The 23,110-nt window shown below is 52.4% G+C and carries 19 protein-coding genes; 13 read left to right on the forward strand and 6 right to left on the reverse strand.

Features of this window, described 5'->3' with window-relative positions; all coding sequences use genetic code 11:
* Nucleotides 1-17: 17 nt before the first annotated feature.
* Both pth and RIC19_RS15760 read right to left on the reverse strand, forming a co-directional pair.
* Entirely contained in the window at nucleotides 18-578 is a 561-nt protein-coding gene (pth, locus tag RIC19_RS15755; protein ID WP_350179300.1) for an aminoacyl-tRNA hydrolase, read from the reverse strand.
* A gap of 59 nt (nucleotides 579-637) precedes the next feature.
* Complete coding sequence (locus RIC19_RS15760; protein WP_350179301.1) at nucleotides 638-1,456, reverse strand: 2,3,4,5-tetrahydropyridine-2,6-dicarboxylate N-succinyltransferase; 819 nt, start codon at nucleotides 1,454-1,456, stop codon at nucleotides 638-640.
* Nucleotides 1,457-1,622: 166 nt separating this feature from the next.
* Here RIC19_RS15760 and RIC19_RS15765 point away from each other — a divergent pair, with 166 nt between their 5' ends.
* The 8 genes from RIC19_RS15765 to RIC19_RS15800 all read left to right on the forward strand — a co-directional run bounded on the left by RIC19_RS15765 (nucleotide 1,623) and on the right by RIC19_RS15800 (nucleotide 10,865).
* The gene (locus RIC19_RS15765; RefSeq protein ID WP_350179302.1) at nucleotides 1,623-2,228 is read left to right on the forward strand and encodes a TetR/AcrR family transcriptional regulator; all 606 of its coding nucleotides are present in this window, start codon (nucleotides 1,623-1,625) and stop codon (nucleotides 2,226-2,228) included.
* A 43-nt stretch (nucleotides 2,229-2,271) separates the two neighbouring features.
* Nucleotides 2,272-3,540 carry a TolC family protein gene (locus RIC19_RS15770; protein ID WP_350179303.1) on the forward strand — a complete coding sequence of 423 codons (1,269 nt, stop codon included), beginning with the start codon at nucleotides 2,272-2,274 and terminating at the stop codon, nucleotides 3,538-3,540.
* 2 nt (nucleotides 3,541-3,542) lie between these two features.
* Nucleotides 3,543-4,439, forward strand: a complete 897-nt coding sequence (locus tag RIC19_RS15775; RefSeq protein WP_350179304.1) for an HlyD family secretion protein — start codon at nucleotides 3,543-3,545, stop codon at nucleotides 4,437-4,439.
* A gap of 49 nt (nucleotides 4,440-4,488) precedes the next feature.
* Nucleotides 4,489-5,388: an ABC transporter ATP-binding protein gene (locus RIC19_RS15780; RefSeq protein ID WP_350179326.1), complete on the forward strand. Its 900-nt coding sequence runs from the start codon at nucleotides 4,489-4,491 to the stop codon at nucleotides 5,386-5,388.
* Nucleotides 5,385-6,113: an ABC transporter ATP-binding protein gene (locus tag RIC19_RS15785; protein WP_350179305.1), complete on the forward strand. Its 729-nt coding sequence runs from the start codon at nucleotides 5,385-5,387 to the stop codon at nucleotides 6,111-6,113. Before RIC19_RS15780 ends, RIC19_RS15785 begins: the two co-directional genes overlap by 4 nt.
* A gap of 71 nt (nucleotides 6,114-6,184) precedes the next feature.
* Entirely contained in the window at nucleotides 6,185-7,300 is a 1,116-nt protein-coding gene (locus RIC19_RS15790; RefSeq protein ID WP_350179306.1) for an ABC transporter permease, read from the forward strand.
* On the forward strand, nucleotides 7,297-8,409 hold the full coding sequence (locus RIC19_RS15795) for an ABC transporter permease (RefSeq protein WP_350179307.1): 1,113 nt from the start codon (nucleotides 7,297-7,299) through the stop codon (nucleotides 8,407-8,409). Before RIC19_RS15790 ends, RIC19_RS15795 begins: the two co-directional genes overlap by 4 nt.
* A 293-nt stretch (nucleotides 8,410-8,702) precedes the next feature.
* The gene (locus tag RIC19_RS15800) at nucleotides 8,703-10,865 is read left to right on the forward strand and encodes a T9SS type A sorting domain-containing protein (protein ID WP_350179308.1); all 2,163 of its coding nucleotides are present in this window, start codon (nucleotides 8,703-8,705) and stop codon (nucleotides 10,863-10,865) included.
* A 172-nt stretch (nucleotides 10,866-11,037) separates the two neighbouring features.
* Here RIC19_RS15800 and RIC19_RS15805 read toward each other — a convergent pair whose 3' ends face one another.
* Both RIC19_RS15805 and RIC19_RS15810 read right to left on the reverse strand, forming a co-directional pair.
* The gene (locus RIC19_RS15805) at nucleotides 11,038-11,886 is read right to left on the reverse strand and encodes an Omp28 family outer membrane lipoprotein (RefSeq protein ID WP_350179309.1); all 849 of its coding nucleotides are present in this window, start codon (nucleotides 11,884-11,886) and stop codon (nucleotides 11,038-11,040) included.
* Nucleotides 11,887-11,897: 11 nt separating this feature from the next.
* Nucleotides 11,898-13,595, reverse strand: coding sequence for a DUF6029 family protein (locus tag RIC19_RS15810; protein WP_350179310.1), 1,698 nt, complete (start codon nucleotides 13,593-13,595; stop codon nucleotides 11,898-11,900).
* Between the two features lie 268 nt (nucleotides 13,596-13,863).
* Between RIC19_RS15810 and RIC19_RS15815 the strand changes: the two genes are divergently transcribed.
* Nucleotides 13,864-14,367: a TlpA family protein disulfide reductase gene (locus RIC19_RS15815; RefSeq protein WP_350179311.1), complete on the forward strand. Its 504-nt coding sequence runs from the start codon at nucleotides 13,864-13,866 to the stop codon at nucleotides 14,365-14,367.
* Here the strand turns inward: RIC19_RS15815 and trmB are convergent, their stop codons facing one another.
* Both trmB and RIC19_RS15825 read right to left on the reverse strand, forming a co-directional pair.
* On the reverse strand, nucleotides 14,368-15,066 hold the full coding sequence (gene trmB / locus RIC19_RS15820) for a tRNA (guanosine(46)-N7)-methyltransferase TrmB (protein ID WP_350179312.1): 699 nt from the start codon (nucleotides 15,064-15,066) through the stop codon (nucleotides 14,368-14,370).
* Between the two features lie 46 nt (nucleotides 15,067-15,112).
* The gene (locus RIC19_RS15825; protein WP_350179313.1) at nucleotides 15,113-15,925 is read right to left on the reverse strand and encodes an alpha/beta hydrolase; all 813 of its coding nucleotides are present in this window, start codon (nucleotides 15,923-15,925) and stop codon (nucleotides 15,113-15,115) included.
* A 119-nt stretch (nucleotides 15,926-16,044) separates the two neighbouring features.
* On the opposite strand from RIC19_RS15825, the gene RIC19_RS15830 reads away from it, so the two are divergent.
* The 4 genes from RIC19_RS15830 to cysS all read left to right on the forward strand — a co-directional run bounded on the left by RIC19_RS15830 (nucleotide 16,045) and on the right by cysS (nucleotide 23,077).
* The gene (locus RIC19_RS15830; RefSeq protein ID WP_350179314.1) at nucleotides 16,045-17,472 is read left to right on the forward strand and encodes a hypothetical protein; all 1,428 of its coding nucleotides are present in this window, start codon (nucleotides 16,045-16,047) and stop codon (nucleotides 17,470-17,472) included.
* 26 nt (nucleotides 17,473-17,498) lie between these two features.
* Nucleotides 17,499-18,830, forward strand: coding sequence for an MGH1-like glycoside hydrolase domain-containing protein (locus RIC19_RS15835; protein ID WP_350179315.1), 1,332 nt, complete (start codon nucleotides 17,499-17,501; stop codon nucleotides 18,828-18,830).
* Between the two features lie 211 nt (nucleotides 18,831-19,041).
* Nucleotides 19,042-21,477 carry a TonB-dependent receptor domain-containing protein gene (locus RIC19_RS15840; protein ID WP_350179316.1) on the forward strand — a complete coding sequence of 812 codons (2,436 nt, stop codon included), beginning with the start codon at nucleotides 19,042-19,044 and terminating at the stop codon, nucleotides 21,475-21,477.
* A gap of 88 nt (nucleotides 21,478-21,565) precedes the next feature.
* Entirely contained in the window at nucleotides 21,566-23,077 is a 1,512-nt protein-coding gene (cysS, locus tag RIC19_RS15845; protein ID WP_350179317.1) for a cysteine--tRNA ligase, read from the forward strand.
* Nucleotides 23,078-23,110 lie beyond the last annotated feature (33 nt).

Consider the following 23,110-nt stretch of genomic DNA (forward strand, 5'->3'; position numbering starts at 1 on the left):
CTGCAAGGCCACGCTGATTATCCGTTATACTGGCTCATCGCATGCTGCAGCCCAATCGTGCCAAATGCAATACAGCCCTCTGCTGCCCGCTTGATGATGTTGGGCAGTTCTGCCTGCTGCTCAGAAGACCATTCGCCCAGCACGTAATCGACCTGCTGCCCCTGATGGTAATCATTGCCAATGCCGATGCGCAGGCGGGCATAGTTATTTCCCCCCGTCACCTGATCGATATCTTTCAGCCCGTTGTGCCCGCCGTCGCTGCCCTTTCCGCGCAGGCGTATTTTGCCAAAGTCGAGGTTCAGATCGTCGATCACCACTAACAGGCGGTTCTTGTCGATCTTCTCCTTTTGCATCCAATAGTGGACCGCTTTGCCGCTGCGGTTCATGTAGGTGGAGGGCTTGAGCAAAACGAAGGTGCGCCCCCGCTGCTTGATCGTTGCCACATCGCCCAGCTTTTCAGTCGCCCACTCGCCCCCGTGCTTTTCTGCCAGGGCATCCACTACGTCGAAGCCGATGTTGTGCCGGGTGTTGTCGTATTTCGCCCCAATATTGCCGAGGCCCGCAATCAGATACTTCATAGGATCCGCAGGTATGGTCTCTTTTTTCCAGAATAAATCAAATAGCCACTTCATAGTGCCTATACCGCTACGTTGAACTCGCGAAGCGCATCATTAAGGCTGGTCTTCATGTCGGTACTTGGCTTGCGTTGCCCGATGATCAACGCACAGGCTACCTGATAAGTGCCCGCCGGGAACTCCTTGGGGTAAGTACCCGGAATGACCACAGAACGTGCCGGCACCCGGCCTTTATAAGTCACGGGCTCCTTGCCTGTTACGTCGATGATCCGGGTAGACTGTGTCAGCACAACGTTGGCGCCGAGCACGGCTTCCCGCTCCACGCGCACGCCTTCCACCACGATACTTCGGGAACCGATAAAGCAGTTATCTTCGATAATCGTTGGCGTGGCTTGCAGGGGCTCCAGTACGCCACCAATCCCCACACCGCCGCTCAGGTGCACATTACGGCCAATTTGCGCGCAGGAGCCCACAGTTGCCCAGGTATCTACCATCGTGCCGCTGCCTACCCAGGCACCGAGGTTGACGTAGCTCGGCATCATGATGACGCCTTCTTCCAGGTAAGCACCGTAGCGGGCAATAGCATGAGGCACCACGCGCACGCCTTGTGCTTTGTAGTTCTTTTTGAGCGGAATTTTATCGTGGAATTCAAATGGCCCCACTTCGATGGTCTCCATTTTGGCAAGTGGGAAATAAAGCACGACGGCTTTTTTGACCCATTCATTTACTTTCCAGTTACCGTCTTCTGTAGGCTCAGCAACGCGGAGCTTGCCCCGGTCGAGCTGCGCCATCACGTGCTCAATGGCTTCCTGAACGGGCTTTTCGCTGAGCTGGGAGCGGTCTTCCCAGGCTGTATTAATGAGGTGTTGCAGTTGTTTCATGCGGCATTCAATTATGGCGCAAAGGTAGGAATAGACCTGCTTATTGCCAATCTGTGATCATTAGTTTCCTAACTAGAAGGACTTTTTCCGGAAAAAGGTTGCCGTAAAGCTTGCACTATATTACCCAAATAGGTAAGTTTGTTGAAAATTACCCAACCAGGTAAAAATGGAGCCAAGTACTGAGCAAAAAATACTGGAAGCGGCAAGGGAGGTCTTCATGACTAAAGGCTTTGCCGCTGCCCGAATGCAGGAAATTGCCGACCGGGCCGAGATCAACAAGGGCTTGCTGCACTACTACTACCGCAGTAAAAATAAGCTGTTCCGGGCGGTTTTTGATGAGGCTTTCGCCAAGTTTTCGGCAGGTATCAATCAGGTGTTTGAGGCAGAAATACCGCTTTTTGAAAAAATCGAGCAGTTTGTCGACCGCTACATCAGCTTGCTAATGCAAAACCCCGAAATGCCAGGCTTCGTCATCAGTGAGCTCAACCAAAAGGGGGAAGCCTTTGCACAGGAGCTCCTCAGCCGGCAGGCAAAGCCCAACCCTTTGCCGTTTATCATGCAGGTACAGCAGGAGGTGGCGGCAGGGAATATACAACCTGTCAATCCTGTGGGCCTGGTCATGAATCTGCTTTCCCTTTGTGTATTCCCTTTTCTGGCCCGGCCGATGTTTCAGGGCATGATGCAGATTGACCAGGCAACGTATGATGAGATGATGGAAGCCCGCAAACGGGAAGTGGCGGCATTTGTCATCAGATCGATCCGAAAGGCGTGATTTTTTTTGCACTTAATTTACCCAAATGGCTAAAAAAAAGAATATGAGATATGTACCCTTTTTATGCTTGTTGTTTGTTCTGCCGGGCTGGGCTCAGGAGCCGCTGAGCCTGGAGCAAGCCTATCAACTGGCGGAGCAGGCTTATCCGCTCACCGCACAGGGTGGCTTACTACGCTCGGCAAGTGCCCTCCGACAGGAAGGAATTGACAAGGCCCGGTTGCCACAGATCAGCTGGAATGCGCAGGCTAGCCTGCAGAGCGAGGTGGTGGAATTCCCCTTCGAGCTGCCGGTACCGGGTGGAGCTGCACTTGACCTGCCGCTATACCGCTTCCAAACTACGGCCGACGTGCAGTACAACTTGTACGATGGGGGGCGCATTGATGCCAGGCAGGAGGAAGAGCGGGCCCGGCTGGCCGTTTCAGAGGCGCAGCTCCAGGTAGATTTGGAAGGGCTCAAAGCCCGGGTCAATCAGTATGTCTTTGGTATCCTCCTACATCGGGAACGATTGCGTATTCTGGAAAGCAGTACCGAACAGCTGCAGAGCCGCACCGCACAGGTACAGTCGGGGGTAGAGCATGGGGTATTGCTACCGGGCGAGCTCAAACGGCTTGAAGCGGAAGCACTGCGGCTGGACTCAGAAGTTGCGCAAGTGCAAGGCCAGGTCAGGGCATTGTGCGAGGGGCTCTCGGTGCTGCTGGGCCGGGCTGTACCCAACGAAATACAATTTGAGCTGCCTGAACAGGAAGCGGAGTTGTTACAGGCGGAGCTGCAACGCCCGGAGCTATTGCTCTTCGCGCAACAGCAACAGCAGGTCATGTCGGGCCTGTCGGGCATTGAAGCAGGTCAAAAGCCTATTGTCGGTGCCTTTCTGCAGGCCGGGATAGGTGCGCCAAATCCACTCAATTTTTTCGACAACAGCCTGAGTCCCTTTGCGATGGGCGGGGTCCGTTTCACCTGGAACTTTGTGGACTGGGGCAAAGCCGGCCGCAGCCGGCAGTTGCTGAGCCTCCAAAAAGAAATGATCGGGCAGCAGCGCGCCGCATTTACCACTCAAATTGAGCAGCAGGAAGTGCAGATCCGCACGGAGATGGCTACCCTCGACCAGCAAATCGAAAGGGGCCGGGCAATCACCCAATTACAGGAAGAAGTGCTGCAGCAAATTGATGCGCAGCTCAGGGAAGGCACTGCCGTGGCGGCCGACTACATCACTCAATCGGCTGCGGTGCGTCAGGCGCAACTCAATGTGGAACGCTATCGCCTGCAACAGCAGCAACTGTACATTCAATTACTCACCCTCAAAGGAATACGCTAAATATGGATACCAAAATAATGATACCCCTGCTGTTTTTATTACCCCTTACAGCCTGTCAGGAAGCCGGGCCTTCTTCGGATGCCTACGGCAAGTTTGAGGCCCGGGAGGTGATCGTTTCGGCGGAAGCCAATGGGAAACTCGTGGCTTTTAATGCTGCTGAAGGGCAGCAGCTCAAAGCGGGCGCACTCGTTGGGCTGGTCGATACGACCCTTCTCCACCTGCAACGTCAACAGCTCAGGGCTAATATCCATGCGGTGACTGGCAAAACCCAGGATGCAGAGCCTCAGGTGCGCGTACTGCAGGAGCGCAAGCAAAACCTGCTGCGCGAAGAACGCCGGCTGAAAGCTCTGATCGTCGATAAAGCGGCGCCCGCCAAGCAACTCGATGACCTGCAGGGGCAGTTGGAAGTGATTGATAAAGAAATCGCTGCCATCCGGGCCCAAAACAAAACCGCCAACCGGGGCATCTTGTCGGAAATTGCCCCGATAGAGGCACAAATTGAAGTGGTGGAAGAGCAAATCCGCCGTTGTTACCTCTACAACCCGGTATCGGGCACGGTACTCTTGCAGCTCGCCGAACCTTACGAGATGACGGCTGCGGGAAAACCCCTGTACACCATCGCTCCGCTCAGCGAATTGGAACTACGGGCTTACGTCAGCGGTGCGCAGTTGCCACAGCTTAAGCTCGGTCAGGAGGTAACGGTATTGGTGGACGAAGATGCGGTAAGCAACCGCCGCCTTTCGGGTACCATCAGTTGGATTGCCGATGAAGCGGAATTCACGCCTAAAACCGTGCAGACCAAAGAGGAGCGGGTGAACCTGGTCTACGCCTTCAAGGTAAAAGTAAAGAATGACGGTACCCTTAAAATGGGCATGCCGGGCGAAGTCGTATTTGAATAATAGACTTGATGCCCGACGCATCAAGTCTAATGTGCCTAATCCAACGCTTATGATCCAAGTGGAAAATCTCAGAAAATTCTACGGTAATACCGCTGCCCTGCGCGGCATCAGCCTGCAGGTGCAGCCGGGCGAGCTTTTCGGGCTCATCGGGCCAGACGGGGCGGGCAAAACCACGCTCATCCGCATCTTGGCTACCCTGCTGCTGGCAGACGAAGGGGCCGCCCGGCTTGACGGCAAGGACGTGGTTGCAGACTACCGGGCTATCCGCCGTAGTGTTGGGTATATGCCGGGGCGCTTTTCCCTGTATCAAGACCTGACCGTGGAGGAGAACCTAAAGTTTTTCGCCACCATCTTCGGTACGACTATAGCAGAAAACTATGAGCTTATTCGTGATATCTACGTACAATTGGAGCCGTTTAAAGGCCGGCGTGCGGGCAAGCTTTCAGGAGGGATGAAACAAAAGCTGGCCCTCTGCTGCGCATTGATACACAAACCGACCATATTGCTACTCGACGAGCCCACCACCGGAGTCGACCCCGTCTCCCGGCAAGAGTTTTGGGAAATGCTCAAGCGGCTCAAAGCCAAGAACATCACCATCCTTGTTTCCACGCCCTACATGGACGAAGCGAGCCTGTGCGACCGCGTGGCCCTGATTCAGGAAGGGGAGATTTTGCAGGTAGATACGCCCGAACGCATCGTGGCCGGCTACGACAAGCCGTTGCTCGCAGTAAAAGCTGATCACCTCTATAAGTTGATTCAGGACCTGCGGGAGTTTGAGCCTGCGCACACTGTATTCCCCTTCGGTGAATATGTGCACCTCAGCCTGAAATCGCCGGTATGGCCGGAGCTCATCCACGGTTATTTAATCGATAAGGGGCATAGCGGGGTGGAAATCAGGCCAGTTGAGCCGACCATTGAAGATTTGTTTATGGAAAAGAGTTTATCATGAACCACGCCATCACTGCCCATAATCTGACCAAGCGCTTTGGTGATTTCACCGCTGTGGACGCCATTTCCTTTGAGGTGGAGAAAGGAGAAATCTTCGGTTTCCTGGGCGCTAATGGCGCTGGTAAAACCACGGCTATGCGCATGCTCACCGGCTTGTCGCGCCCCACCGAAGGACAGGCTACCGTAGCTGGCTACGATGTCTACCGCGAGACCGAGCAGATCAAGCGCCGAATTGGCTACATGAGCCAGAGATTTTCGCTTTACGAAGACCTAAAGGTGCGGGAAAATATCCGCTTCTATGGCGGCATCTACGGCCTGCCCCGCAAACAGGTAAAGCAAGAGACGGACCGCCTGATCGAAGAGCTGGGTATGTCAGAATTTGCCAATAGCCTCGTGTCTGGTATTCCACTGGGGTGGCGGCAAAAGCTGGCGTTTTCGATTGCTATTTTGCACCGCCCTGCCATCGTCTTCCTCGATGAGCCGACCGGCGGAGTGGACCCGGTGACCCGGCGGCAGTTTTGGGAAATGATTTACAAAGCTGCGGATGCGGGCATGACGGTCTTCGTCACTACGCACTACATGGACGAGGCGGAGTATTGCAACCGGGTATCTATCATGGTGGAGGGGCGGATTGCCTCCCTTGACACCCCGCACGCCATGAAAGCCTCCTTCGGAGTACAGACGATGAATGAGGTCTTTTTGCAGCTGACACGGCCGGATGTTTGAATACCGGATACCGCTGCCATCCTGTCGGGGAGCTTCCCGCTCTACTGTGGGATAAACTAAAACTTTAAACAATGGGGCTCAATAAAAAATTAGCCATTTTCATCCGCAAGGAGTTTTACCACATCCTGCGCGACCGGCGTACACTAGTCATCTTACTGGGAATGCCCGCCGTGCTCGTGCTGCTCTTTGGCTTTGCCATCAGCAACGAGATTAAAAATGCAGACATCGGCGTGCTCGACTATGCGCAGAATGACCAAAGCCAGCGCCTGACGCAGCGCCTGAGCGCTTCCGAATACTTCACGCTGGCACTGCCCCTGCGCAGTACACAGGAGATCGAAGCGGCTTTCCGGGCAGGCCATATCAAAATGGCGGTGGTACTGCCCCCGGAGTTTGGAGAAGAAACCGCGCGTGGGATGCCCGGTAGCCTACAGCTCATCGCTGATGGTACGGACCCGAATACGGCTACAACCCTCGCCAACTATGCAAGTGCCATCATTGGAGATTTCCTGCAGGAACAACAGCCCCTCCAACAGCCCCCCATGGCCATACAGACCGAAGTGCGCATGCTGTACAACGCCGGGCTCAAGAGCGTATTTATGTTTGTGCCTGGCGTGATGACGGTCATCCTCATGCTGGTCTCTGCTATGATGACCTCCATCGCCATTACCCGGGAAAAGGAAGTGGGGACGATGGAAGTATTGCTCGCCTCGCCTTTGCCGCCTCCGTTGATTGTGATCGGCAAGGTCATTCCGTACATTCTCCTGGCGCTGGCGAATACGGCAGTGATCCTGCTGCTGGGCACGGAAGTCTTCGGCATGCCGATACGGGGCAATTATGCCCTGCTCTGGCTGGAGTGCTTTTTGTTTGTGCTCACGGCCCTGTCGCTCGGCATCCTCATTTCCACCCGTACCGACAGCCAACAGGTAGCCATGCTCTTCAGCCTGATGGTGCTCATGCTGCCGACGATTTTGCTGTCCGGTTTCATCTTCCCGATCGAGTCGATGCCGTTCCCGCTGCAAATGGTCAGCAATATCATTCCGGCCAAGTGGTTCATCATCATCCTGAAAGACGTGATGCTCAAAGGCGGCGGTATAGAATTGGTCTGGCAGGAGACGCTCATCCTGCTGGGCATGACCGTATTTTTCATTGCGCTGAGCGTGCGCAGCTTCAACATCCGGCTAGCATGAAAACCGTTCCCTACATCGTACAGAAGGAGTTCCGGCAAATCTTTCGCCACCGGGTGATGCTGCCGCTTATTTTCCTCATGCCTATCATTCAGCTGCTGGTGCTGGCCTTTGCCGCCGACTACGAGGTAGACAACGTCAAGCTGCATATCGTCGACCTGGACCACTCGCAGGCATCCCGGCAGCTCGCAGGGCAATTTGAGGCTTCCCAGCACTTCATCCTTACGGGCACCTCCGCTTCGGGCAAGGTCGCTTTGAATGAGATACAGCAGGGTGATGCCGATCTCTATCTGGAAATACCCCCTGACTTTCAGCGGCAGCTGCTGCGCGATGGCAGGAGTCAGCTACAGGTGGCGGTAGATGCTATCAACGGGGTGAAAGCCGGGCTGTCTTCGGCTTATGCTAATGCGATTATCCGGGATTTCAATGCGGCCTTTCGGCAAAATCATGGGGGTGGCATCGCACAGCCGGCGGCCCTACAAATCGAGACCGCCAACTGGTTTAACCCAGAGCAGAATTACCAAACCTTTATGGTGCCCGGTATTTTGGTGATCCTCGTAACACTTGTGGGCATGTTCCTGGCGGGCATGAACATCGTGAAGGAAAAGGAGATCGGCACCATTGAGCAGATCAATGTGAGCCCCATCCGCAAGCACGAGTTTATCATTGGCAAGCTACTGCCATTTTGGATTATTGCGCTGGTGGAGCTGGCGATCGGGCTGGTGGTGGGCAAGCTGGTCTTCCATATCTCCTTCGTGGGCAGCCTGTGGCTGATCTTTGGCTTTGCTGGCTTGTACCTGCTTGTCGTCCTCGGCTTCGGGCTGCTCATCAGTACCATCACGGAGACGCAGCAGCAAGCCATGTTCATCGCCTGGTTTTTCCTCATCATTTTCATCCTGATGAGTGGCCTGTTTACGCCCATCGAGAGTATGCCGCCCTGGGCGCAGGACATCACCCGCATCAATCCGGTGGCCTACTTCGTGGATGTGATGCGGCTGGTGCTGCTGAAGGGGAGTGATGTCTGGGACATCCGTCAGCACATTGCGGTGATGGGTGGCTACGCGCTGGCGGTGAATGGGTTGGCGGTGGTGAATTACCGGAAGGTGGGGTAAACTGAATTTTAGCGTAGCATAAGCCAGCAGTTGTATTGTTCAGCAAATTGGATATGATGCGCTATCTGCTACCGTTCGGGATAGGCAAGGCAAAAATCCGGCAGCTGTATAATCCAAAGAACCAAGGGGACTAGAAGAAGCTATTTTAAAGGAAGTAAGGTAGTAAAGCCTTGAAAAATGTATTCCAGGTGTCATAGGCCCTCTTTATCGATATTGTTGATTTGTTTTCTTGAAAAGAAAGGGTAAAATCAGGGATTGGTCAAATAAATTCGGCAATAGCAAAATTTACAGCCATGAAAGTGACCCATTTGATATTCGTATTCTTGATTGCTGTCTCCGCTTTATCTGCTCAGGAATACAAAAGGCTAAACCTTCCTAACAATGACATTTGTTATGTCAGCTCTCAAGACAGGATTTATGCGGTAACACCTGGTGACGCTGAGGTTGGTAACAGCTTGTGTGTTATCAATCCTCATTTTGCCACCGTTGATACCTGCTTTTTTATCGGTAGTGAACCTTCGGTACTGGCATTATCGCCCGACGATCAGTACTTGTATGTCGGTTTCGATGGAACCTCTCTGATCAAGCGTGTTGATTTAACGAGTTTATCTGTTGATTTAACGATAAGCCTGGGCTTCAATTCTGATAACGAACCTTTATTTGCAGATGAAATGCTGGTCCTTCCTGGTGATCCACAAGCGTTGATGGTGATCCACAAGAGCGTTTTTAGCAGCAGTGAAGGCATCGGAATATACGACAACGGTGTTCTCCGGGCAGGTTCATACAGCTATATTGGCAGTAACGCTTTAACGGTAACCAGCCCGGAGAACAGGATTTTTGGATACAATAACAGCAACACAGGTTTTGATTTGGTTGAGCTGGAGGCAACGGAGGAAGGAGTCGTACAAATTGGAAATTACGCTGACATCGTGAACGGATTTGGTGTTGAAATAGAAGCTAAAGGTTCCGTTCTTTACTCTGATGGTGGTCATATTGTCGACGTTTCCAACGATCAACCCCAGCTTTCAGCTACACTTCAGCTACCAGATCGCTATGCCCCAAGGGTAGAGCCAGATCCAGATTCAAACTACATATATATCGCCGACCGGTCTTTATCGGATTCGAGACTATATATTTATAAATTCAGCGGTGAAACCTACACGCTAGCCAGCACTTTTGAAATTGTTGATTTTTCTGATCATGTAGTCCGAAGCCTGATCAATTGGGGTACGGGAAAGCTTGCATTTAATACAGCGTTCGATATATTCATAACGCAAACCTGTGAGCCTTTAATTGAGACTGTAGTGGATTTGGAAGCGGAAGAGTACGGAGGCTGTACAGGTGATACTGTTACCATCAGTGCACCTGAGGGTTATGAAAACTATTATTGGTCAAATGGGAGTAGAGGGCAAACTTTGGAAGTGACTTCTTTTGGGTTATTCAACTACGCCGTATCGGATTCAACCGGATGCCTGAGCCAGGCCTCGGAAGACATCTTTGTTGGATTTTCACCTCAGCCTGATGCTCCTGTAATCAGTGCATTTGGTGATTTGCCACTTTGCCTGGGAGAAACCATAGATCTGTTTGCCGGAGGTCCTTCGGGGATCGATGAGTATATCTGGTCTACAGGAGATACGATTAGAACACTAACGGTTTCGGCTCCGGGAGACTATTTTGTAAGAGGCCTGGAGGGTATTGGTTGCCTGGGGCCACCCTCTGATACCTTCACCGTTGCTTACTTGCCGGATTCTATCCCTCCTCAGCCGGAAGTGTTTATCATTGGCGATTCGGAAATCTGTCAGGGAGAAACGACTCAGCTCACTGCATCAGATGGATATACTTATTACCTATGGGCAACGGGAGACACCACTCAGACGATCACCGTTAGTGAAGCTGGTCAATACACCGTGCAAGTCGCACAGCAATTAAGCTGCTTCAGCCATCCATCTGAAAATGTGTACATAGACGTACTTTTTAGCCCACCTCAGCCATCCATCCAGGTGAATGGGAATATATTGGCTTCCACTTGGGGAACCGGGAATCAATGGTTCTTCAATGGTGAACCGATACCTGGGGCAACAGAACAATTTTACACGGCATTGGAAAGTGGTTTTTATACGGTGCAAGCAACATCAGGTAGTTGCGACTCCCCCATGTCAGAAGTCTATAATCATACTGTAGTCAGTACTATTTCGCTCGATCAGGAGACCATTAGCATTTATCCTAATCCGGTTGAGGAAGTTTTGTTTGTGAAGGTCGAACTCAATACTGAGAAAAGCCTGCGGCTTGCATTGTACAATATTTTAGGTCAGAATGTGAGTGCCGAACGGGTCATAAGTGAGCCTTCAACCGCTGAGTTATCCCTACAGCATTTGCCCGCTGGAGTATACTGGTTACAAGCATGGGATACCCGTAACCCGCAAGATAAGGTTGTACTTTCTGTCATGAAAAAATAAGTTCCTGGCGGTTATGAGTGCAGGCTTTGAATAGGCGGAGTTGTCATCGGTCTTTTTTAGGTTTTTCTAACGCCGAGTCCGTTCAAATGGCTAACCCGCTACAGGGGACTCATCAGGCAGCCAAGAGGGTGTGGTTAGACAAAGACAAGTTTGATGGTAATCTACAGGATGCCTACCAACTTTCCTTTTCCGCCTGCAAGACCACCTTCGTATCACCGCCCAAATGGACAAAAGCGATAATCGAGCAATCGTCCGCTTTGTATTTTTCCTTAAGGGTAATGGCAAAAGATTGCTGCACGAAACTGCCCGCAGTGACCGCATCCTGAATAAGATTGCCCGCTGCGCTGGTAAGCACGTCTCTGAAAACATGCTTGTGCACGTAATTGGGGTCAGGCTCTGAGCTTTCCGGGGTAAGCTGAAGGTCGACCACATTATTTTCCAGGAGCATTACGGTCAGGAAAACCGACTCTTCAGCGCTAAGGTCGTCCATCATCTGCAGGGTAACGCAGGTTTCCAGTTCGCGAGTAGCTTCGTCGTAGTTATTTTTGATGTCAATCAGGACGCGCGGGTCTTCCTGCAACTCCTGTTCGATAGCGCCCGGCCACCCATTACGGGGCAACTGTAGATTGAAGCCACCGGGAAATTTCTTGCGGTTGACCACTGCGGTGGGATACCCAAGGGGCTCTCCTACGAAGCTTAGGATTTCTTCCCCTTTGGCCGTACGCAAAGTATCGAAACTCTCCGGGTAAGGCGGTGCAAAAGAACCGGCATGAATAGATACCGCAACCAATTGATCGCCGTGCTGCCCGATCAGCTCTTCAAGTGCGGCACTTCCCGCCGGGCAGTTGACGCAGCGTACGCCTGTGAATTCTTCTACCAGGACTTGCCTTTGCTGATCGGTGATGGGCGCAGGGTCGTCACATATACTCTCCACCTCCATGACGGGGGTGATGACGGGTGAGATTTCTTCACAAGCTGAAGACAAGGCTATTATTGCGAACAGGAAAAGTACTTTTCTCATGTGTTAAGTTTTTAGAAATTGGAATTTACAGTGAACCGCACGCCACTGAAGGCAGGCTCCAACCGGCAAATACCACCGGTACAAACAACGCCTTCCACCTGTTTGATATAACTCAGGGAGAAGCGGTTGGGCCCGTGCGTATAAAATACATCAAAACGGGGATAGTGCAAAGCGGCTTTCTCCCCACTGTCGTCAATTGGCGAAGCTTTGCCCGGATCAATATTAAACATATCAGAAACGGTGAAGGTCCAGCTGGGGGCAACACTGAACTCCACCAGCCCAAACAGCCAGCTACCGTAGTCGTGCCCTTCCCCTTTATCGTCTTTGCCGGCAATCATGTACTGCCCTTCAAAACGGATAGACTTGCGGCGGGAAATCTTATACAGGATATCAAAATAAGGCGTGACCGTTTCCACAATCGGTGCATCGGGTTTGAATTCGAAAACCTCCTGATTGTAGCGCTGTATCTGCATTCCTGCCAGGAATTGCCAGGTCCGCTTGTACTTGTAGGTAAACTCGGTGTACAGCTCCCGGTACAGCAGGTTGTTGTCCAGGTCTGTGATGTTGGAGAAGTTGGCATTTACGCTGAATTTACGCTTGTAGTTGTAGCGGATATCCGCTTGTACGGCCATCTCGCCTAAAAACTGCGTAGCGGCGTTGTAGCGTGCGGTCATCCGATAGGTGTTCACCCGTGCCATAGGCGGCAGAAAGTTGACCAGCCCCCGGTTGAGTTGCTCTTGTGGCCGTACCCGGAAGTCGAAATTCTCCGTGCGTTTTCCTTCAACGGAAATGCCGAGCCCGCTTTTGGCATAACTCAGGCTGCTGTAAAAGACCGTGCCCGGTGCCTTGTACAATTTGTCTCCAACCACCAGGCTGGAATCCGAAAGCACGAACTCTCCAAAGGGATCGCTCAGGTTATCCTCGGTTTTGTAGGCGGCCTCCACATACCAGGTCCAGGGGCCGGCGGAAAGCGTGTTATAAGCCGAAAAGGCATAAGTATTGTACCTGGGCACAAAGGCATCTTCTTTCGTGTAGGTATTGACGGTAGCCACAATAGAGTTCATGGATGCATCGTCGAGAGTACGGTTGACGACCCCAAGGCCCGGTGCTATTGCCCAAAATCTCCCTTCTTCTCCGAAGCTCAGGTAGCCGTCTATCGCGCCACCTTTAATCACCGGCTCGTAGATATCAAACTGTTGCTTTTGCCGCCCGGTGAACGCCTTGATTTGCCAGTTTTCGCCCAGGTCGTAGGCCAGGCGGGCACCGTAGAGCGCATTATCAATCAGCAGGGGGCGCTGCTCGAAAGCCCGGAAGATGATACCGCTGCCGATCTGATCATAGAGGTAACCAACCGAGATATCGAACTTGTCGACTTTCTTGTGAATGTACCACCGGCCAATGCCTTCACCGGTAAAGGAACCGGTAGGGTTAAGCAGGTTGGAGTTGTTGAACAGGTCGAAGCGCAGCCCGAAGTCGAAGCCCCAGTTGTTGTACGAGAGGTTCAGCCAGGCATCAGCTCCGTACAGTTGCCGGTCGTACTGCGGGGTATTAGCCGCGCCAATGAGGCTGTCGCGGATAAAGAAGTTGCCGTTCGCCTGGAGGTTACCGGAAAGCGTGCCACCGTCATTTTGACCAAAGCCGCAGTTTATTCCAAAAATGAGCAAGGCGCTGGCTGCGAGTATCTTTCGTAGAGTTTGTAACAAATTCATTCGTCTCGTTGTGTACTGAGGTATGTATTCCTAAAGTTGCGTTAAGGTCGGGCTATTGATATACCAGATGGTGACCATTTGGTAGTTTTACGTCAGGATAGCACTAACCGTTTCCTAAAACCGGCAGCAAAAATCCTGCGAATTGAGGGAATAATGAAATTTTATGCAAAAAAAGTCATTCGACTAACAAATATGAAGCTTCCGGCAGGTTATGCTCTTAACTTCAGAAGTTTTATCTTTGACCACCAATTTGAAAATTACGGACTCCATGAAAAAAGCCTTGTTACTTTCTATTGCAGCACTGTTTATTTTCGGCACGGCCGCCTTCTCACAGGAAGGCAAAAGCTTGCCTTCTGTTGAGGTGAAAACGCTCGATGGGCAAACCCTCGACATCAAGCAGTACGCTGAAGACGGCAAAATTACCATTCTCAGCTTTTGGGCCACCTGGTGCTCGCCTTGCAAAAAAGAACTGGACGCTATTGCGGACCTCTATGAATTTTGGCAGGAAGAATACGATGCCGAACTTGTGGCCGTCACCATTGATACACAGCGGGCACTCGCTAAAGTGAAGCCGATGGTAGAGTCTAAAGGCTGGACGTACACCATCCTTTCTGACCCCAATCAGCAGCTGCGCAACGCGCTGAACTTCCAGACCATCCCCCAGACTTTTGTGCTGGACAAGGAAGGCAACATCGTCTATAACCACAACGGCTATGTGCCCGGCGATGAGTACGAGCTGGAAGACAAACTGAAAGAACTGACAGGTAAGTAATTATTGCTCCAGCCTAAAACGGATGTACTTGATGGTTTTTTGAGCCGCCAGGTGCATCCGTTCATAGTAGGTCTTAATCCTAAGCTCTGGCATGGGCAGTTCGGGTAGCGCATAGATATCATCGCTGTGGTAGAGCACTCTGGCATCCGGGTATTCCTCCAGGGTTTCCAGAGTATATTCGTACAGGTTGGGCTCATCAGTCTTGAGGTGGATCAGCCCGTCTCTGCGCAGCAATTTCTTATAGGTATTCAGGAAACGCGGCGCGGTCAGCCGGCGGTTAGCCTTGCTCTTTTGCAGGAAAGGGTCCGGGAACGTGATCCAGATCTCGCTGACCTCACCGGGCTCAAAAAACAGATCGAGTTGCTCAATGCGGGTACGCAGGAAAGCAACATTTTCGAGTTTTTCCTCCAGTGCGATGCCAGCTCCCTTCCAAATGCGCGCGCCTTTCACATCTACACCGATAAAATTCCGGTTGGGGCTAATTCGGCCCATGCCCAGGGTATACTCTCCCCGCCCGCAGGCGAGCTCTACCACAATCGGGTTGTCATTCTGGAAGTGTTTGGCACACCACTCCCCCTTCAGGCTGACGGGTGCGCCATTCAGCCCGTGCAATTGCGGCTCCTTTGGGTTGAAGTTCTCGTATACATTGGGGAAAGTCAGGAGCTCCGCGAATTTCTGGAGCTTATTTCTATTGCTCATTTTGGAGGTGGTGTTGTCGCTTGTTGCGGCAAAGATAAGAAATCCGTCAAGGCAATAGCAAACGGTCGAGCTCAAAATGATAGGCTTGGAAAGCGGCCAGGTTGCGGTGCCCGGCCCCCTGAATCACCTTGAAGTTTTCCGGAGTGCCGATCAGCGGCTGTAGCCGTTTGGACAAATACAAAGGAATAAGCCGGTCGTGGCTGCCGGCCAATATGTAAATAGGCCCCTCCGCTGCGGGCAGGTAGCGGTAGGTGGGGAAGTGGTGGCGGAAAATACACCCCGGCAGCGGTAGCAGCGCCTGATGTTGTATCACATTAGTGAGGGCATCGTAGGGGGTCTCCAGGATAAGGAGTTGGTGTGGGTTGCGGGCAGCCAAATAGGCGGCCACTCCACTGCCTAGCGAACGGCCATAGATGATGATCTTGCGGGCTTCATAATACTGCAAAAGCCACTGTAGCGCAGCTTCCCCGTCCTGATAGAGCCCGGACTCGGTAGGCTTGCCTGTGCTTTTGCCGTATCCCCGGTAGTCTATCAGGAGCACATCGTACCCGCGCTGGGTGAAGGGGCGGTGCATGTGCCCCCACCGGCTCAGGTTGCCACGGTTGCCGTGCAGGTAAAGCACCACACCCCGGGAGGAGGAATCGGACCGGAATAATAGCGCGTTAAGTATTGCCCCATCTGCCGCCGGGATACTGTATTCCTCAAAATCAGCTTTGAAGGAAAAGGCGTAGTGCTGGGGCAAAACGTGCCCCTGAAAGATCATCCGCTCCTGACCGAGCCAGACCACAAGGACAATAAGAAGGTAAAGCGCAAGGAAGCCAACAAAAAATACTGCGCCTGCTTTCAGCAGCTCAGCCATGGTTGCCGTATTTTGGTGAGAACCCTGATTTCCGAAACATATTGCTAAATTTCAGTATTTTCATACAAAGGGAACAGTCGAAAAGCCGTCTGTATCAGAGAAAAATAAGATTTAAAGCTATGAAAAAAATAATCAGCCTGCTGCTTTTCCTGACCGCCGGAGTGGCTATTTCTGCACAGACGGTCACCTTATCGGAGCCCATTATGCTACGCAACGATATTGCCTACCACATTTTGGGCGAAATGGGCGGGCATACCCTGCTGTTCAGAGACCGCAGTACCACCTTTGAAGTGGTGGGCCTGGATAAAGCCATGAAAGAGTCCTGGACCAAAGAACTGGAACTCGACCGACGCATGCCAAAGGTGCTGGACATCCTGCCGGATGATGGCTATTTTACCCTGTTTTACCAGTTTAAAGACCATACGCACGTCAAGCTCAAAGCACAACGCTACGGGCCAGGGGCTAATCTCTTGGATTCCGTAACTATCATTGATCTGGGCTACCTTTTTTACACCCCCAGCTTTATGCCCGTTTATTCGGAGGATAAGAGCAAAACCTTACTTTTCTTTACCGAAAAACAGGATGTTATGCGTGCCGTTTGTTTTGACAATAAGAGCATGGAACTGCTTTGGCAAACGGTAGTCTCCCCACAGGATTTCAATTTCTACCAAAACTTTCTGGAGGTGCTGGTGGATAATGATGGGGATATGACCATCGTGGCCGAACGTGACAACTACCGCACCAAACGGGAAGACCACTTTTTTGAGTTTTACCACTACGATGGGCTGACAGACCGCCTAACCCGCTTTGACCTGACAATGCCAAATAAGCTGACGTTTGATGTCATCTTCTCCATCGATCCACTCAACAAAAGATTAGTAGCAGCGGGGCTGTATTCCGAAAAAAACCTGGGCCGCTCAGATGGCTTTTTCTATATGAACATCAACCCCGACAGGCCTGATGATTTTGTCAAGGCCAGCCACCCCTTTTCGGAAGCGTTTATTGTGAACCTCCTGGGCAAGGAAGCAGACAAAAACAAGGGGGTGCCCGAAGCCCTTCTACGGGATGTGGTGCTGCGCAAGGACGGTGGCGTCCTGCTGATCGGTGAGATGAGCCGCACCTTTGAGCGCAACGGTGCCAATATGACCCGCAACTTCTACGATGGCAATGGCCGGTTCTCTGTAGACTACTATTTTGACGAGATATTTGTCCTGTCTATTCATCCGGATGGGGAATTGCACTGGTCGACCGTTATGCACAAAAAGCAGTATTCTCAGGATGACGATGGTATTTATTCTTCCTTCTTCGTCTTCAAAAACGCCAGTAGCCTGCGGTTTCTGTTCAATGATGAGATCAAGTATGAGAACACCGTCAGTGAATATGTACTGCGCGGCAACGGCCGTTTTGACCGCAATAGCCTGATGAGCACCGAAAACCTTAAATTGCGGCTCCGGTTCCGTGACGCTATGCAAATAGATGCCAATACCCTCCTGATCCCGAGCGAGCGGCGCAACCGGCTTAAAATCGCCCGCCTTGAGTACAACTGACCAAGGCGGCTAATCAGCGAATACCCATGAATAACGAGAAACTGCAAAGAGCGGCGCAGGCCGTCCTCGATCAAAACTGGAACGGTAAATTTACCAAACCTGCACCCAGCCTTTACCCGCATCAATGGAACTGGGATGCCGGCTTCATTGCCATCGGGAATGCTTACCACAACTTCGACCGGGCAATGGCGGAAATGCGCCACCTCTTCCGTGCCCAATGGAACACAGGCATGGTCCCGCAGATTGTGTTTGGGGATGACCCGCAGGCCCGGTATTTCCCCGGCCCGGACTTCTGGCAGGGTAGCCGGTCGGCCCACGCTCCTCAAGGGGTGGAAACCTCTGGCATCACGATGCCGCCGGTACATGGGTTTGTGCTCTGGCGGATGTACGAAGCCGCTGCCGACAAAGCCGTTGCCAAAGCCTTCCTCAAAGAGATGTACCCGAAGGTGCTGGCCCTGCACCGCTACCTGTACGATTACCGAGACCCGGAAGAAGAAGGCTTGGTCTATATCCGTCACCCCTGGGAAGGCGGCACCGACAACAGCCCGATCTGGGACCGCGCCTTGTCGCGCATTGTGGTCGATCCGTCGCAACTGCCGCCCTACGAGCGCAAAGACCTCCAAAACCCTAAAGCCGCCGAACACCGGCCTACGCAGGAGGACTACGACCGCTACGTTTATCTGGTCGATCTCTTCCGGCAGCACGATTATGATGACCAAAAAATCTACAAAGACTGCCCCTTCCTGATTCAGGATCCACTTTTTAACGGCGTCCTCGCCTGGTCCAACGAGGCGCTAATCCAAATAGGCAGCCTGATCGGAGCCGATATCGCCGAGCCAATGCAATGGCACGAGCTTACCGTATGGTCTATGAACGAAAAGCTCTGGGATGAAGAGCGGGGCATCTACAATGCCTACGATTTAAGCGCCGGGGAGGTCATTCCGGTGCACACCTCCTCCGGCCTTATTCCGCTCTGCGGGGAAGTACCGACTCAGGAACAGGCCGAAGTGATGCTGCGTACCCTGGAAAGTGATGACTTTGGCGGCAAAGACCCTAATATTCTGCTTTGTCCTACCTACAGCCTGCAAGCCAAAGACCTCAACTACAAAAAGTACTGGCGGGGCCCCGTTTGGATCAACCTCAACTGGCTGCTCTACCATGGTCTGGTGCGGTACGATATGACGCAGATGGCGGATAAAATTCGGCAGCACAGCCTTGAACTGATCACCACGCATGGCTTTTACGAATACTTTGACCCCCGGCGTTCTGCTTCAGGAGAAATCGGCTGCGGTACCGATCAGTTTTCATGGTCAGCTGCCCTTTGCCTCGACTTTTTGCAGGGTGAAACGTCCGGGTAAAATCCATCCCAATCCGTACTTCGTAAACTTTATTGCTAATTCATCTGCCCAGGAGGCTGTTCATCGAAAAAAGCGTGCCCCTGTGCAGCTATTGTCAGATATTTGTCTCCATTACACCGGAAGACGATTTGAACAGGTTTGACTTTTCGGTTTATACTCACATAGTTTTGAACACCCGGCTGTGCAAGCAGCACCATACCACTGCGACACCATGAAAGCTTTATTATCACTTACACTCTTATTTTTTTCCATCACCCTTTTGGCCCAGGAGGGCAGTATCAAAGGACAATTGCAAGACGAAACCGGAGAGCCGGTACCTTTTGCGAATGTTATCCTGTATAACCCGGCTGACACTGCCATCATCAAAGTGGAAGTCAGTGATGAATCCGGGGTATTCCGGTTTCAGAATATGTCATCGGGTAGTTACCTCTTCAAAGCCTCCTATGTGGGCGCTGCTGACCTTTGGCTGCCGGAGGTCACGCTGACGGAAGGCGAACAAAAAGACCTGGGCGTTCTGCAATTTGGCAGTACCTCCATTGATTTGGCGGAAGCCACAGTGACCGCACAGCGCGCTATGGTGGAAATCAAGCCCGACCGCACCGTCTTCAATGTGCAGGGCACCATCAACAGCACCGGGTCCGACGGGCTATCGCTATTGCGCAAAGCACCGGGCGTGACGGTAGACAACAACGACAACATCAACGTGCTCGGCCGATCCGGCGTGCTCGTGTATGTGGATGGCAAACGCCTGCCGCTTGGTGGGCAGGACCTCAGCAACTTCCTGCAAAACCTCCCGGCCGACCAGATTGACCGTATCGATATCATTACCAACCCCGGGGCCAGGTATGAGGCAGAAGGCAATGCCGGCATCATCGATATCCGCCTCAAAAAAGACGACAGCGTTGGGGCCAATGGCTCCCTGAATGGCACCTTCAGTCAGGGGCGCTTCAACAACGCTAACCTGAATGCAAGTGGCAACTTTCGCAACGGAAATATGAATATCTTTGGCGGCGGTGGATACGGGGAAGGGGAAGGCTTCAATAATATGAATTTTGTAAGCTTTCAGAACGGTTTACGCCTGGACGAGGTCAATAACCACCGCAATAAGCGGGAGTTTTTTAACTACCGCCTGGGAGCTGATTTCTTTATTTCCGACAAACACACCATCGGCTTCCTGACCGATGGGCGCGGATTCGAGGGGCAAAACGATGCCTTCAACCGTATCGAGATTTTCAACCTCAACTCCAGCTTCTCCCTGCCCGACAGTATCCTGGTAGCACGCAATGCTGCTGATGATGCCCGCACACAGAATACCTTCAACCTTAACTACCGCTACGATGGGGGGAACGAACGTACGCTGAATGTTGATGCCGACTACGGCCGCTTCCGCAACGAGAGCGAGCGCTACCAGCCTAACCTCTACTACGATGCGAATGAGGAAACCCTGCTCACAGAGATTATCAACAGCTTTGATACGCCAACGGATATTGACATTTATACCTTCAAAGTGGACTATGAGCAGCCGCTCTGGGGGGGTAAATTCAGTACAGGAACTAAGCTGAGTAAGGTCGTTTCGGACAATACTTTCCTGTTTTTTGATGTGAATGACGGGGTGCCGGTGCGCAACGACAACTCTTCCAACCGCTTCAATTACGACGAGAATGTCTACGCCGGCTATGTTAACTACGCCCGTAAGATGGGAGAAAAATGGAATATCTCCGCTGGCGTCCGGGCTGAGCAGACTGATGCTACCGGTGACCTTCAGGCCTTCAGGCCCGAGTTGCAGGAGCCTCCGGTGGAGCTCAATTACCTCAACTGGTTTCCCAGCGCAGGCGTGACTTATCAGTTGTCGCAGCAAAACAGCTTATCGCTCAACTACGGCCGCCGTATCAACCGGCCCGATTACAATGTGCTGAACCCCTTCAATAATCAAATCAGCCAACTGTCCTACGAAAAAGGTAACCCCTTCCTGCGACCAGAAATCGTCAACAACCTGGAGCTGGGCTACACCCTGGCCTACCGCTACAACTTCAAAATTGCCTACAGCAAAACCACCGACCAAATCACCCGCCTGATGGCACCGGATGAGCGTGACCCCCGTGCAGGCTTCATCACCTGGGACAACTTAGCGAGCCAAACTGTTATCAGCGCTAATATCAGTGCACCGGTACAGATTACAGAAAAGTGGAATGCCTACTTCAATATCAGTGCCTCCCACCTCGACAATCAGGCCGACTACGGCAACGGGGCGGTGGTCGACCTGCAGGCGTTCACTTACAGCATCTTCCAGCAGCATACCTTCAACCTGCCCCTGGGCTTTCAGGGTGAAATCTCGGGCTACTACAGCGGCCCCGGCGTTTGGGGCGGCGTATTCGAATACGAAAGCAACTGGAGCCTCGACCTGGGGCTGCAACGCAAATTCCTGGACGATAAGCTCAATGTGCGGGTGAGCGGGCAGGACTTGTTCTACGAAACCGGCTGGGACGGGCAGTCCAACTTCGCCGGGCTGATTTCCCAGGGCAGTGGCCGTTGGGACAGCCGGCGCATCAGCGTGAGCCTGAACTACCAGTTTGGTAACCAAAAGATCAAATCACGCAAGCGGAAGACCGGGCTGGAAGACGAAGCGGGCCGCCTCGGTGGGAACTAATTACCGCTTACCACGTTCGTAAAAGCAATAATTTGCTTGATTCCTGCGGTTAGGCTTCTTATTTTTGCGCCGTCAAAAAATACCCTGAATGGAAAATACGCTAAAGATTTACAACAGCCTTGCCCGCGAAAAAGAAGTGTTCACGCCCCTGAATGAAGGGCGCATTGGAATGTATGTGTGCGGCCCTACCGTTTACAGCGATGTCCATTTAGGGAACTGCCGCACCTTCACCAGCTTTGACGTCATCTACCGTTACCTTATGTACCTGGGGTACAAAGTGCGCTATGTCCGTAACGTCACCGATGTGGGCCACCTCGAAGGTGATAGTGATGAGATCGGCACAGAGGATAAGATTTCAAAGAAGGCGCGCCTGGAAGCACTGGAGCCAATGGAGATTGCCCAGAAGTACACCAACGGCTTCCATGATATGATGCGCATCTTCAACACCCTGCCGCCCAGTATAGAGCCACGGGCTACCGGGCATATTCCGGAGCAGATCAAAATGGTGCAGGACATTATCGACAACGGCTATGCTTACGAAGCGAATGGCTCGGTCTATTTCGATACGCTGAAATTTATCGAGCAGACTAAAGCCTATGGGAAGCTGTCGGGCCGGAAGGTTGAAGACCTTTTGGCGGAAAGCCGGGACGATCTCAAAAACCAGAGCGAAAAGCGCCATCCGGCAGACTTTGCCATTTGGATGAAAGCTTCACCTTCCCACCTGATGCGCTGGAGCTCTCCCTGGTCGGTAGGTTTCCCCGGCTGGCACCTCGAATGCTCGGCTATGAGCACCAAATACCTGGGCGAAACCTTTGACATCCACGGTGGGGGCAACGACCTGAAATTCCCACACCACGAGAATGAGATCGCTCAGAATATGGGCTCCTGCAACTGCAGCGGCGCCCGTTACTGGATGCATGCCAATATGCTGCTGATGAACGGCCGAAAGATGTCCAAGAGCGATGGCAACACCATCACGCCCACGCAGCTTTTCACCGGCGACAGCCCGCACATCATCAAAGGGTATAGCCCAATGGTGGTAAAATTCTTTATGTTGCAGTCGCACTACCGCAGTACCCTCGACCTGACAGACGAGGCGCTGCAGGCGGCAGAAAAAGGCTATAAGCGCCTGATGGAGGGCCGCAAACTCCTACAGGAGATGGCTCACCCCGGCAGCGGCAAACCGGGCCCGCTTGACGAGGAGCTCAACAAACTCATCGATCAGGTACATGCCGAGATGAACGACGACTTCAATACGCCTAAAGCACTGGCGGTCTTGTTCGAAATCGTGACCAAGGTCAACAGCCTCAAGGCTGGCCACCTCAAGTTGACTGACCTCACGGAGCTGACCCTCAGCCGCCTTCAGGAGACCTTCCGCAACTTTGTGGATGACATACTCGCTCTTGAAGATGAAGGACTGGCTGGTGAAAGTAATGGCGATAGCCCGATGGATGGGCTGATGAGCCTCATCATCGATATCCGCTCCGAGGCGCGTGCCAACAAGGACTGGGGCACTTCTGATAAAATCAGGGATGTGCTCCAGGAAGTAGGGATTGTGCTGAAGGACAGCAAAGAAGGTACAAGCTGGACAAAGGCGTAGCTTAAACAACAACGGCCCTGCAGCTACTTTTCA

The organism is Phaeodactylibacter sp. (assembly GCF_040219495.1).
In the GTDB taxonomy this organism is placed as follows: domain Bacteria; phylum Bacteroidota; class Bacteroidia; order Chitinophagales; family Saprospiraceae; genus Phaeodactylibacter.